The 13,431-nt window shown below is 70.7% G+C and carries 7 protein-coding genes and 1 pseudogene; 4 read left to right on the top strand and 4 right to left on the bottom strand.

Annotation, left to right across the window (positions count from 1 at the left end):
- Positions 1–114: 114 nt before the first annotated feature.
- Positions 115–2,811, top strand: a complete 2,697-nt coding sequence (locus tag ACWV17_RS25300; RefSeq protein WP_455361537.1) for a SpoIIE family protein phosphatase — start codon at positions 115–117, stop codon at positions 2,809–2,811.
- 119 nt (positions 2,812–2,930) lie between these two features.
- On the opposite strand, the gene ACWV17_RS25295 is transcribed toward ACWV17_RS25300, so the two are convergent.
- From ACWV17_RS25295 to ACWV17_RS25285, 3 genes are all read right to left on the bottom strand, one after another.
- Positions 2,931–5,423, bottom strand: a complete 2,493-nt coding sequence (locus ACWV17_RS25295; protein ID WP_455361519.1) for a SpoIIE family protein phosphatase — start codon at positions 5,421–5,423, stop codon at positions 2,931–2,933.
- Between the two features lie 1,109 nt (positions 5,424–6,532).
- Entirely contained in the window at positions 6,533–8,200 is a 1,668-nt protein-coding gene (locus tag ACWV17_RS25290) for an amidohydrolase (RefSeq protein WP_455361518.1), read from the bottom strand.
- Positions 8,197–9,681, bottom strand: a complete 1,485-nt coding sequence (locus ACWV17_RS25285; protein WP_455361517.1) for an APC family permease — start codon at positions 9,679–9,681, stop codon at positions 8,197–8,199. The genes ACWV17_RS25290 and ACWV17_RS25285 overlap by 4 nt, the downstream gene beginning before the upstream one ends.
- A 135-nt stretch (positions 9,682–9,816) precedes the next feature.
- Between ACWV17_RS25285 and ACWV17_RS25280 the strand changes: the two genes are divergently transcribed.
- The 3 genes and pseudogenes from ACWV17_RS25280 to ACWV17_RS25270 form a co-directional block, all read left to right on the top strand.
- Positions 9,817–10,524 carry a TetR/AcrR family transcriptional regulator C-terminal domain-containing protein gene (locus ACWV17_RS25280; protein ID WP_455357335.1) on the top strand — a complete coding sequence of 236 codons (708 nt, stop codon included), beginning with the start codon at positions 9,817–9,819 and terminating at the stop codon, positions 10,522–10,524.
- A gap of 707 nt (positions 10,525–11,231) precedes the next feature.
- Positions 11,232–12,020 (top strand): hypothetical protein, encoded by a 789-nt coding sequence (locus ACWV17_RS25275; RefSeq protein ID WP_455361516.1) that lies wholly within the window; start codon positions 11,232–11,234, stop codon positions 12,018–12,020.
- Between the two features lie 10 nt (positions 12,021–12,030).
- Positions 12,031–12,479, top strand: a pseudogene (locus ACWV17_RS25270) (DDE-type integrase/transposase/recombinase); the annotation flags it as partial.
- 16 nt (positions 12,480–12,495) lie between these two features.
- Here ACWV17_RS25270 and ACWV17_RS25265 read toward each other — a convergent pair.
- Positions 12,496–12,666 (bottom strand): hypothetical protein, encoded by a 171-nt coding sequence (locus ACWV17_RS25265; RefSeq protein WP_455361515.1) that lies wholly within the window; start codon positions 12,664–12,666, stop codon positions 12,496–12,498.
- Positions 12,667–13,431: the final 765 nt, after the last annotated feature.

The raw sequence follows: 13,431 nt of genomic DNA, 5'->3' as shown, positions 1-13,431 counted from the left end.
TGTTATGGATGGGATGTGATCGGACACCGGCGCTTGTCCTCACAGGCCCATTCCCGCGATGCAGCGAGCAGGCGGACGTACCGAGGGGTGCGGTCACTGCTGAACGTGCGCAGCCTGGCGGGTCGGGTGTTCCTCGGCGGGTTGGTGCTCGTGCTACTGCTCGTCGTCACCGGGGTGACGGCCATGGTGCTGCAGGCTCGGTCCAGCCGGGTGGACGACGCCGAGCGGGTCACGAGGGGAGTGGCCGAGGCGTTCGCCAGATCTCCAGGGCTCGTCGGGGTGCTGGACAGCGACGATCCGTCGGCCGTGCTGCAGCCGCGGGCGGAGGCTGTCCGCAAGGCGACCGGCGTGGACTCCGTCGTCGTGTTCGACGCATCCGATATCCAGCTCACGTCCCCTGATCCGGCGTACGTCGGGAAGCCCTACGAGCCCCCCGAGGAGGTGCGACGGGTCATACCCCAGATCCGGGCGGGGCGCACGGTCACGTTCCGTTTCGAGGAGCCCGGGTACCAGTCCATCACCACGGCGGTTCCCGTCCTGGCCCCCGACGGCACGTACAGGGGTGTCGTCTCGGTCGCCATCACGGTAGAGCGGGTCAACGCCCTGGTGAGAGAAAACCTGCCCGTGCTCCTGGGTGGGGCGGCCGGTGCGGTGGCGCTGACGACCGCGGGGACAGCACTGGTGGCCCGGCGGCTGCTGCGGCAGACCCGCGGGCTGGGACCCGCCGACGTCACACGACTGTACGAACACCACGACGCGGTGCTGCACGCCGTGCGCGAGGGGGTGCTGATCCTCGACGGCGACGGACGGCTGGTGCTCGCCAACGACGAGGCGCGGCGGCTCCTCGGCCTGTCTGCTGCGGCCGAGCACCGGCACGTGTCGGAGCTGGGGCTCGACGCGGACACCGAAAGACTGCTGATGTACGAGGACGAGGTGACGGACCGGGTCCACCGGGCCGGGGACCGGCTGCTCGCGGTGAACAAGCGGCCGACCGCCCCGTTCGGCGGCCCCCCGGGCAGTGTGGTGACGTTGCGGGACTCCACCGAACTGCACGAGCTCGCGGGCCGCGTCGAGGTCGCTGGGCAGCGCCGGCAGATTCTCTACGAGGCGGGTACGCGCGTCGGGCGCACCCTTGACGTGACCCGGACCTGCGAGGAACTCGCGGAGGTGGCCGTACCGCGCTTCGCCGATGTCGTCACGGTCGACGTGTTGGAGGCGGTGGCCAACGGCGAGGCACCGGAAGGCGCCGACCGCCGGATGCGCCGCACCGCCCAGCGTGGTGCGCGGGCGGGCGAGATGCCGTTGCAGGTGGGCGAGGCAGTCGCGTTCCCACCGGCCTCGCCCCAGACGTTGAGCATGGACAGCGGTCACGCTGTTCGGAGCAGGCATCCGCCACAGGCGGGGGCCGGACCCGGTCCGGGCCCGTCGGGCGATGAGGGGCAGGACCGTTCGGGTGAGGCGGGGCACGGCCCCGGTACGGGCGGCGCTCCTGCGGGCCGGACCGTCGGCCACCCATTCCACTCCACGATCTCCGTCCCCCTGCGGGCACACGGCATGACGCTGGGCCTGGTGGAGTTCCTGCGGCGCGAGGGGAAAGCGCCGTACAAGGACGACGACCTGTCGCTGGCCGAGGAACTGGCGACGCACGCCGCGGTGTCGGTGGACAACGCCCGCCGCTACAGTCGCGAGCACGGTATGGCCGTGACGCTGCAGCGCAGCCTGCTGCCCAGCACCCTGCCCGAGCAGACCACGATCGACGTCGCCTCCCGCTATCTCCCCGCGCACGCGGGAGTGGGGGGCGACTGGTTCGACGTGATCACGCTCCCCGGCTTCCGGACCGCCCTGGTCGTCGGGGACGTCGTCGGCCACGGCATCCCTGCCGCCGTGGCCATGGGACGTCTGCGGACCGCCGTCCACAACTTCTCCGCCCTCGACCTGCCGCCCGACGAGGTGCTGGGCCGACTGGACGAGCTGGTCGAACGGCTGGACAGCGAGGCCAAGGCCGGCGCGGAGATCAGCGGCTCGACGTGTCTTTACGCCGTCTACGAGCCAGTGACCGGCGTCTGCACCGTCGCCCGCGCCGGACACCCTGGGCCCGCACTTGTCTCGCCCGACGGAGACGTCCAGTACCCCGAGGTCCCCGCTTCACCGCCGCTGGGAGTGGGCGGCCACCCGTTCGAGACGGCGGAACTCCGCCTGGCAGCAGGTTCCAGGCTCATCCTGTTCACCGACGGCCTTGTCGAGGACCGCACGCGCGATCTGGGACTCGGCCTCGAACACTTGCGGTCCGCCCTGGCCGAGCACCGGCCTCGCAGCCCGGACGAGATCTGCCGGGCCGTGACCGACACGCTGCTCGGGCCGCACCCCGCGGACGACGCCGCCCTGCTGGTCGCCCGGACCCGTCTGCTGCCCCCCGAACAGGTGGCGGACTGGGACGTCCCGATGGACCCCGCTGCGGTGGGGACCGTTCGGGCGGCCTGCGGACGGCGTCTTGAGGAGTGGGGGCTGGAGGAAATCGGGTTCACCACCGAACTCGTCCTGAGCGAACTCATCACCAACGCCATCCGATACGGCAGCCCGCCCGTGAAGGTCCGCCTGCTGCATGACAGCAGCCTGGTCTGCGAGGTGTCCGACGGCAGCAGCACAGCACCGCATCTGCGGTGGGCGGAGTCAACGGACGAGGGCGGCCGGGGCATGTTCCTCGTCGCGCAACTCGCGCACCGCTGGGGTACCCGCTACCCGCCCGGCGGCAAGGTGATCTGGGCCGAGCAGCTCATCCCCGATGGAACGGCCGCACCGGGCAAGAACTGACCTGAACACTCGGCTGGTCATGCGGATGCCCCTCGGCCGTCTGGCCCGGTCCGCCACCACGATGACGGGTCGCAGCATTGACCACCGCGTCACCGGAGAAGGCGGCCCGTCCGGCCCGGTCAGACGGCGCCGTCACCCGTCGGGTCCTCGGCCAGAAGTTGCTCCGTCCAGAGTGTCTTACCTTGCTCGGTGTAACGGCTGCCCCAGCGGTGCGCGAGCTGCGCGACCAGGAACAGTCCACGGCCCCCCTCATCCGTCAGCCGTGCCCGACGCAGGCGTGGCTGAGTCTGGCTGGTGTCGGAGACTTCGCAGATCAGCACGGCGTCCTTGATGAGTCGCAGTCCGACCGGCCCGTCTCCTCCATAGCGGATGGCGTTGGTGACGAGCTCACTGATGATCAACTCGGTGCTGAACACCAGATGGTGCAGGTCCCAGCTGGCGAGTCGGTCCTCCACAAGCCGCCGTGCGCGGGCAACTACCGCAGGATCGGCTGGGAATTCGTAGGAAGCGACCGCGTCCGTCGGCAAGCGGCGGGTTCGGGCGACGAGAAGAGAGACGTCCTCTGCGGGAGGGCGTGGCAGCATCACCACCAGCGCGCGGTTTCCGGCTTCCGCCGCCGTGTGCCGCCGTGCGACGGACTCATCCAGTGTGACGGCGAGCGCGCCTCGGAGCGCCTCCTCGTCGTCGCCGTCGTCGCCCGCGAGCAGCGGCTGGTTGAAGAGGGCGACCAGGCTTCCCGGCGGCATCTCAACGGTGACCTGCTCGAACGGCATCCCACCCACGCCGAGAGCCGGGCCGGGTTTCAGGGCAACATCCACCGCGTCCTGGCCGGGTGCAACGTACAAGGGTGGGGGATGCCCCGCGCTGGCCATCTCCAGGCAGCCCTCCACAGGGTCGTACACGCAGTACAGACACGTGGCACCGGTGGCCAGGTGCCCAGTGGGTGCCGCGGCTGCCCCGAATCCGGTCGAGGACACCGGCTCCGGCGCAGCAGGTCCTGCCTCCGCCTCGCCCAGCCTGACGGCGAGGTCGTCCAGATGAGTCAGCAACTCCGTCGGTGACAGGTCGAGATCGGCGAGGGTCTGCACTGCGGTGCGCAGTCGGCCCATGGTCGCCGAGGCCACGAGGCCGTGTCCCGCCACCTCGCCCATCACCAGGGCCACCCGGGCCGAGGACAGCGGGATCACATCGAACCAGGTGCCGCCCATTCCCGCTGTGGTGGCCGCAGGCACATATTGTCCCGCGGTCTCCGCGGCGCTCGTCACACTGACCGACCGGGGCAGCAGGCTGCGCTGCAGGGCCTCCGCGGTGCGTTGTTCCCGGGTGTAGCGGCGCGCGTTGTCCAGTCCGAGGGCGGCCCGAGAGGCGATCTCCTGGACCAGGTCGGCATCGGACTGCCCGAACGGAGGGTGCCTGTCGGTTCGCCACAGCGACAGCGCGCCCAGCACATGTCCTCTGGCGACCAGCGGCGCGACGAGGAAGGAAGTAGCTCCGTCCGGCAGCAGCAACGGCGCCCGCTCAGGGTCGTCGGCCAGGGTCTTGCGCCACTCACCCAAGTCGGACCGGAACACCGGGACGGTGCCGACCAGGTTCCGTCCCTCATGGGGTGGTACCCGGAAACTCGCCGCCAGCGGGTGCAACTCCGCGGGCCACCGTCCGTCGAAGGCCGCCACCCCGACGCGCCGCAGCGGTGCGCCGAGGCGGAAGTCGCTCGGTTCCTCCCCCAGCAGCACGGCCTCCGTCAGATCCACAGCCGCCAGGTCGGCAAAACTCAGACCTACAAGCGCGTCGGCCAGCTCCTCCGCGATACGCCCCATGTCCAGCTCGCCGCCGATGCGCTCGGCAGCCGATTGAAGGACATGCATCCGCTCCCGGGCCACGTGCTCGTCGGTGACATCCGTGAAGACGACCGCCACCCCGATCGGCCGTGCATCGGCGTTCTCCAACCGGAAGGCCGAGAAGGACAGCACTCGTTCCAGTTCCGGTGCGTCGCGTCGCCGGGCCCGGTGCACCCAGTCGACCAAGGGCTCACCGGTGTCCGCCACCCGCTGCAGCTGCTCCCGCACGGCGGCGGCGTCGCCGGGAAGCAGAACCTGCTCGACGCCTTTGCCCAGCGGCCGGACGGGCACACCCGCGATCGACGGCGGGCCGAGAGACTCAGGCGTCAGGTTCAGGCGCGTGGTCGACAGCTCCATGTCATGGATCGCCAGACCGACCCTGGTCTGCTGGAAGAGGGCACGCACCAAGGCGGTGTTCTCCTCACGCCGCACGGCGACCAGATCAGGAAGAATCTCCACGAGGTAGCCGGCCCCGGCCGCCGCCTGCAACCGGCGCACCTCCACATGCACCGGCACCACCGAGCCGTCGTCCCGGCGCAATTCCTTCCGCTGCTTGCCGCCCGGGGCGAGGGCCCCCGTGAGCCTCCCGTCCCGGATGTCGACACCGATTGGCAGACGGGAGACGTGGCGACCGCGTACTTCCTCGGGCCGGCAGCCGGTCAGCGTCTGAACCGCGCCCTCGCACATCAGCACGCGGCCGACGCCGTCCAGAACCAGCAAGGCGCCGTGGGCGGACACCTGGTCCACGTCGAAGAGGTCAGTGCGCGCGCTCAACGGACCCTCCGTCCCCTGCCGAGGCCCCCATCGCGCCGCCCCAAAGCGACGCGAGTCCGGCCGCCTCGTCGACGCGGCCCGGCGGATGACGAAACGGGCCCCACAGATCGACCATAGGCACAGACCGGAAGCGGCGCCCTCCGAGCGGTGGGCCGCTCCGGCCGGGCCGATCAGCGGGGACGTGGCTCGGCTGCCCATTCAGCAGAAGCCGTCGACCGCGTACTGCTTCCCCGCGGTCGACGGCTGTCGCGGTGCAGGTCAGGTTCGGATCCTGCCGGGTCACTCCGTAGCGAGGCCCTGACCAGCAGAAATCGGCGGTGGGTGGTACGGCGACGGGCGGCGGGGCGTGAGTAGGGCCTGAGGAAGGGGTTTGAAAAGGGGGGAGGGGCGGGCTGGGGCCACGCATGCCTCCGGGGGTGTGCGTGGCCTGGTGTGGGCGGCGGATGCTGCGGAAGGGCGGGGTCTTCTGCGGTGTCCGCCGTTGGTGTGTGGCGGGCCCCGGGGGGTCTTCCGCAGGAGGCGCCAGCCCTTCAAGGTGGCCATGGCCTGCTCGCCGAGGGAGCGGATCTTGGTGCACGTGCTGTTGTGCCGGCGCTGCCCGTACCGCTCTGGAACATCCCGCTACGCCGCACCGGCCTGGGTTCGCCAACGAATGCCGTCGTTCAACTGCCGCCGTGTCCACCTCGGTGGCCGGCCCGGCTTCTTGCCCCGTGGCAGCAACGGCTCAAGTCGGGCCCACTTGTTGTTCGTCCACCGCATGATCTCAGGCCGCAGGCGTCGGCGAATCGGCTTAGGTCGTCTCCGATCTCGGCGACCATCCCGGGCTCCGAGCGGGAGGCCGAGGCCGGGGGAGCTGAGGGTGATCTCAGCGTCAGGGTGCTGAGGGAAGGCATCTTCCAGCGCATCGGCGAGCTGGTCTGTGGCGGTGCAGGCGCCCTGCCTGCGCCGAGTTCGTCGGCCACCACGCCGACGAACTCGGCCGAACGGAGATGGGCACCGCCGTCCAGCGCCGCCTGAACACCGAGGCTCAGCACACTGTCAGCACGACGCACCACCTTTGGCCCCGGAGGAGCGGACAAAGATGGTGCTGGCCGGGAAGTGACCGGCGCTCAGTCCGCGGCATGTACCAGGGTGCCGTTCACGTACGTCCGCACGCACCGGATGCCGTGAAGTTCCCGCGGGTCGACGGTGAACGGGTCCCGGTCCATGACCGCGATGTCCGCGAGCCGCCCGGGGGCGAGGACGCCGGCCTCGTCCTGGTGGTTCACCCAGGCCGAACCTGCCGTGTACGCGGCGAGTGCGTCGGTGAGGCTCAGTCGCTGGTGCGGCAGGAACGGGGGGCGCGGCTCGGGTTCCCCCAACTCCTCCGGCCAGACCTGGCGGTTCACGGCGACGTGGATGCCGTGCATCGGGTTGGGGCTGGACACGAACCAGTCGCTGCCGGCCGCCAGCACCACGCCCGCCGCATGGAGTGCGCCGAAGGGGTACTGGAGGGCGCCACGCTCCGCGCCCAGGAAGGGCAGCGTGAGGTCGTCCATGGCGGGTTCGTGGGCGGCCCACAGCGGCTGGATGTTGGCGGTGGCGCGCAGGGTACGAAAGCGCGGGATGTCATCGGGGTGGACGACCTGGAGGTGAGCCAGGTGGTGCCGGTTGCCGGTGTGGCCGTTGGCGACGACGGCCGCCTCCAGGGAGTCCAGGGCCTCGCGGACGGCGCGGTCGCCGAGGGCGTGGAAGTGGATCTGGAACCCTTCGGCGTCCAGGCGGACCGCGGCCTCGCGGAGCAGTGCCGGGTCAACCATGGACAGGCCGCGGTTGTCGCCGGGGCAGCCACAGGAGTTCAGGTAGGGCTCCAGCATGGCGGCGGTGAAGTTCTCCACCACCCCGTCCTGCATGATCTTCACGCTGCCCGCGATGAACCGCCGGCCGCCCTGCGCGGCGGCCTTCGCCCGCCGTGCGAGAAGCGACTCGATCTGCTCCGGGCCAGCCTCCCGGTCCCACCACAGGGCGCCTCGGACGCGTGCGGTGAGCGAGCCGTCGGCGTCGGCCGCGAGGTAGGTGTCGAGCGGGTCGGGGTGGCCGCCGTAGGCGCCGACCAGGGCGTCCTGCCAGCCGGTGATGCCGAGGGAGTGGAGGTATGCCTGAGCGGCGAGGAGTCCGGCGCGGGCTCGGGCGGCGGTGACTGGCGGGGTGAGGTCGCCAACCAGGCCCATGGCGCCCTCGTGCAGCACACCGGTCGGCTCGCCGTCCGGGTCGCGTTCGATCCGGCCGTCGGCCGGGTCCGGGGTGTTGCGGTCGATGCCCGCCAGGGCGAGCGCGCCGGCGTTGGCCCAGGCGGAGTGCCCGTCCCGCACCGGGAGGTACGCGGGCCGGCCCGGCACCACGTCGTCCAGCAGCCCGCGGGGCGGCAGCCCGCCCGGGAACGCGTCGAACGACCAGCCGCTGCCGACGATCCACTCCTCCTCCGGATGTGCGTCCGCGTACTCGCGGATGATCCTGCGGTACGCGTCCACGTCCCGCGCGCCGGACAGGTCGCAGCCGAGCATCCCGATGCCCGCGATCACCGGATGCAGGTGCGCATCGGTGAAGCCGGGGAGCGCGAACCGCCCCTCCAGATCGACGACTTCGGTACGGGCCCCGACGAGCTCCCGCATCTCGCGGTCGCTGCCCACTGCGGTGATCCGGTCGCCGGCGACCGCGAGCGCTGAGGCACGGGCGCGGGCCGGCCCGGCGGTCCATACGGTTCCGTTGAGGAGGACGAGATCGGGGGCGGTGCTCATGCGCAGACTCCGGTTGACGTGGGTGCGGGTGCGGATGCAGGTGGGAGTGGCGGCACCGGCTGGGTGAAGTAGGCGGCCTTGCGGCGGTAGCGGGTCCAGAGGGCGGCGGGAACGCCAAGAAGGACGGCGCCGAGCGGTAGGGCCGTGAGGAAGCGGCCGTTCTCCGGGTCGAAGGCCATGTGGTCGACGGACGTCCACTGCTGGTACGCGACCAGGCCGCCGAGGAGGAGCAGCGCCGTCCCGCCGAGCCCGGGCAGCAGGCCCACGGTGAGGATGTCGCGGAGGCGCCCGCCGCGCAGCTCGTGCCGGAAGGTGACCACGCACGCCCAGCCTCCGATGCCGTACATCAACGACACCAGGATCCCGACCGAGTTGACGATCGCGACGACGACCTCGGAGAGTTCACCGACGGCGAGCCCGGCCACGGACAGCCCGACGGCGAGCCCGGCGATGCGCAGGGTGGAGGTGACCGGGATACGCCGGGACGGGTGCAGCCGCGCCCAGCTGGGGCCGAGTACCCCGTCGCGGCCCATCGCCAGGGTGAGCCGGGACCCTGCGATCACCGAGGACTGCATACAGGCGACCATGGCGGCGAGCATCGCGGCGATCGCGGCGATGGCGCCGCCGGTTCCGTAGAAGGTGCGGGAGAGCTCGGTGATCCCGGCGAGCGGGTCGGCGAGCTGCGCGGGGGTGAGCGCATGCAGGAAGCCGGCCGCGCCGAACAGGAACAGAACGAGCGTGACCACAATTGCGATCAGGCCGGCCCGGCCCGAGGACCGCGCATCGGCGTTCTCCTCGACCACGCTGAAGGCGCTCTCCCAGCCCCAGAACATGTACGCGGCGAGCACCGTCGCGCTGAGCAGGGTGAGCGTGTCGGGGAAGGCGAACGGTGAGAACCAGGACGTCTGCACCGGCGCGGCGTCCCCGCGCGCGAAGGCGGTGACGACGACCGTCAGAACGACGACCGCGGACAGGCCGAGCAGTACCGACTGCACGGCGGTCGCACCCTTCACACCGCGCACCGCGCCGATCACGATCAGACTGGTCCACAGTAGGCCGACGAGCGTGACCGCGACGGTCGACTCTGTACTGAACAGTCCCGTCTCATGGGCGAGTTGGAGGGTGAACCTGCCGGTCAGCTGGCCTGCATACGAGAGGAACATGATGTTGGTGGCGACCGCGGTCCAGCCGACGAGATAGCCGGTCCAGGGGCCGAGGGCGCGGCGGACCCAAATGTACGCGGTGCCGGCGTTGGGGTCGCGGGCGGCGAGGCGGGCGTAGCCACCGGAGACGGCGAGGATCGGGAGCGCGGCCAGCAGGAACGCGGCAGGCAGCGATGTTCCGGCGACGGCGGCGAGGAAGCCGAGTCCGATGCCGATGGAGACGGTGGGACTGATGTTGGCGAGCGCGATGATCACGCCATGGCGGGTGCGGAGGGTCTTGCGGAATTCGTCATGACGGGGGTTCTGGCCGTCGCTCATGCACGGTCCTCCTCGATCCGGGGTGAGGGAAGGAAAGCGCCCGCCGACCGATTAAGTCAACAGTGTGGGAAAAATATGCTCCGAGCGGAGGGGCGGGCTTGCCCGGAGGTGCAGTCGGCTGATCTCATCGGGTGCATGGCATCGGAAGGCACGGCGGTACGGGGCAGGGGACGGCCGCCCAAGGTGGCCCTGGACGCGCGGATCATCGTGGACGCAGCATTGGCCCTCTGCGACGAACACGGCGCGGAGGCGCTCACCGTGAGGAAGCTGGCGGCCCGGCTCGGCGTGGACCCGTCGTCGCTGTACCGGCATGTCGCGGACAAGGACGAGCTGCATCTGCTCCTCGCGGACCGGCTCTTCGAGAAGGTCCTGGAGGGCTTCGCGCCGACCCCCGGTGACTGGCGGACGACCCTGCGTGACCTCGCGGTCAGCGGCCGCGAAACGGCCCTGCGGCATCCGGCGGCAGCGGTCGTCGCCACCTACCGGACAACGCGGCGGCCTGCCGAGATGCGGATCGTCGAGCACGTCCTGACCGCCTTCACGGAAGCCGGCTGCGACTCCGCGCAGTCCGCCCTCCTGCACCGCGTCTACGGCGACTTCACCCTCGCCTGGGCCGGTATGGACGCCGCCTTCGCTACCCTCGATCCGGCGGCACAGGCGGGCGACGAGGCGGCCTGGACCCGCGAGTACGTGGCGGCCGACCCATCCAGCTACCCGTCGATCGCGCGCAGCTCGGTACACATGGCGACGATGACGGGCGAGCGGGTGTTCCGGGCGGCATTGGAGGTGCTGCTCGACGGGCTGGAGGCGCGGATCGGGCAGGGCCGGCCCCCGGTCGGATGAAGAAGGGGCCGGAGGACGCCTTCACGCGCGGCGCAGGCAGCTTCGGCGTACTCCTCGAGCGCAGGTAGCCGGAGGCTAACCTGCCCTGGAAGAGGAACCCGGCGGGCCTCAGCCACACCTGGAATGCCGCCGCCGGATACCGAATCATGGCCGGCTGACGAGGTGCGTCTCCCCGCGAGCGGCCTGGGGGGCGACGCAGACGCAGGGACGCGTCCACAGCCACCTCGTCGGCGCGGACACGAGGAGCTGACACCCTCCAAGAACTTGCGAGCTCGTGCATGGTTGGCGGTGGCGTGTCGATCCCGTGATCGCTGATCATCGACTGTGTGGTGGGGAACCGGGCGCGTGCAGCGATTATCCGGAGCCAGCAGATCACGACCGGTGTGGCAGGTGTGGCCAGGCATTGGCCGAGGAGCGCGCGGACGACGTCGGCGCCGGCGGTGGCCGGTGGTCCAGGCGCTCTTCCTCGGTATCGTCCAGCAGGATGGCGACGGAGACCTGGAGCTCACGGGCCAGCCTGGTGAGCAACTAGTGCGAGGGCTTCTTCAGGCCGCGTTCGATCTGGGACAGGTAGTCCGCGGTGATGCCGCACAGGCCGGCGACATCGGACAGCACTGCTCCACCGGCTCCTTCCGCGCCTCATGTAGCGCGCGTCCCGAAGACAGGCACATGGTGGAGTAGGGGCGAGGCGACGACGGGAGACGGCCATGATGGTGAAGCGCAGACTCCTGGTGGGCAGGGCCGCGGTGGCGTGCACGGCGGTGCTGGCGGTCGCCGGACTCACGGGCGGCAGGACCTCACAGGACCCGAACGGGGTCGAGGACCTTCCCGCGGCGGAGATCGCCGAGAAGGGGGTCGACGCCACCAAGGGCGCGGACTCCCTCCGGATCAAGGGCGGAATCCGGAGCGACGAGGACGGGACCCGGACCGACACCCGCGTCGACCTCGCGCTGAACAAGAAGGGCGACTGCGAGGGCACCGTCGGCATCGACGGTGCGACCGCCGAGATCGTCAAGAGTGGCAAGGCCACTTACCTGAAGGGCGACAGCGCCTTCTGGAAGGAGGCCGCCGCGCAGGACGACGGCAGCGACGGGGCGGCGGGCGACATGTTGGCGGAACTGCTGAAGGGCCGCTGGTTGAAGGTGCCCGCCGGGGCGGAGGGCACGGGCGATCTGGCCGAGGTCTGCGACCTGGACTCGCTGCTCAAGAACATGGACGCGGACGACACCGACGGCGTGACCAAGGGGAAGGCCGCCGAGGTCGACGGCAAACCGGCGATCACCCTCACCGAGAAGGAGGACGGCGGGACCACCACGGTGTACGTCGCCACGGAGGACGAGCCGTACATCCTCAAGGTCACCAAGGCCGGCGGGGACGAGCCGGGCGAGATGACGCTGACCGACTACAACAAGCCGGTGAAGCCCAAGGCCCCGCCCGCCGACGAGGTCGTCGATCTGGACGAGCTGAGCGGCCCAGGGCGCCGGAGCCTGCCGTAGCCGAGCTCGTATCAAGAAGCTCGGCAACATCCCCGACAGCGGCGGCCACAAGGCGCTGGGCCGACAGGCTGGCCGTAAGACCCGTTCCGGGGCCGGCTACAGCTACATCCACACCGCGGACCATTCCCGCCTCGCCTACAGCGAGATCTACAGCGACGAGAAGTAGGAGACCGCCACGGCCTTCTGGAACCGGGCACAGGCGTTCTTCACCTCGTGCGGGATCACCGTCGAACGGGTCCTGACGGACAACGGAGCCTGCTACAAGTCCCACGCCTGGCGCGACGCACTCGCGGCGGCCGGGATCACCCGCAAGCGAACCCGCCCCTACCGCTCAGAGCAGGAACGACGCGACGCGTTCCCGCAATGGCTGCATACCTGCAATCACCACCGCGGACACACCGGGCTCGCAGGCAAACCACCGCCAGCCACGTCCCCAAACTCACAGGGCAATACACCTAGGGCAGGGGCTGCGGGTTCAGTGCAGCACCGTGTGCGTGGCGCGCCGGCCGAAGCGCAGCAGCACCGCGGTGACCAGACCGGTGGCTGCCATGACGGCGAATGCCCCGCGGAAGGACCAGGCACTGTTCGCCGCGAGCAGCACCGTGGGGGCGAGCGTGCCGCCCACATGCCCGAGCCCGTCCGTCAACGCGACACCGGTGGCCCGCGCGGGTCGCGAACTGCTCGGCGGTGTACGTGTACAGCACGGGCACGAGGAAGCCGGCCGACGCCGAAGCCACGAAGTCCACCGTGATCCACGGTCGCCGACGTGAAGAGGCCGATCGCGAGCAGCGCCGTATTGATGGGGGGTCAGGGGGTGGATGGTGGTGGGCTGTTGTGGTGGTGGGTGGCGCGCCGGGGTGGGCGGATTGGTGGGTGTGGTGGGGCGTGGGGGGTAGTGTCTGGTTTGGGGTGGTTGTCGGGTTGGTGGGTGGGGTGGGGTTGGTTCCGGGTGTTGCGCGCGTTGGGCGCGTTGGGTGTGTGGAGAGGTGTGGTGGTTTGTGATGGGTAAGCGTGTGTGGGTGCGTGGTGTGGTCCGGGCGGCGGCTGTGGTGATGCTGGCGGGTGGTGGTGTGGCGTTGCCGGGGGTGGCAGTGGCGGCGCCGGTGGTGGAGCGTGGTGTGGGTGGTGATGGTCTGATGGCTGGTCTGGCCGGCATGATGTGGGGTGGTGGTGCCGGTGGAGGTGTGGGTGCCGAGGGCTGTCGGGGGTTGTGTGCGGGGAGTGTGAATGCGTCGGTGGGGGAGGGTGTGTCGGCGGGGTGTACGGGGTTGTGTGGGGGGAGTACGAACCGGGCTGCGGGTGCGGGTGCGGCGGGTGTGTGCCGGGGGTTGTGTGGGGGGAGTGTGAATGCGGCTTCGGGTGTGGGTGGGGTGAGTGGGTGTACGGGGTGGTGCGCGGGCAGTACCGGCAC

The organism is Streptomyces mabaensis (assembly GCF_053763515.1).
This window is presented reverse-complemented; position numbering and strand designations above follow the sequence as displayed.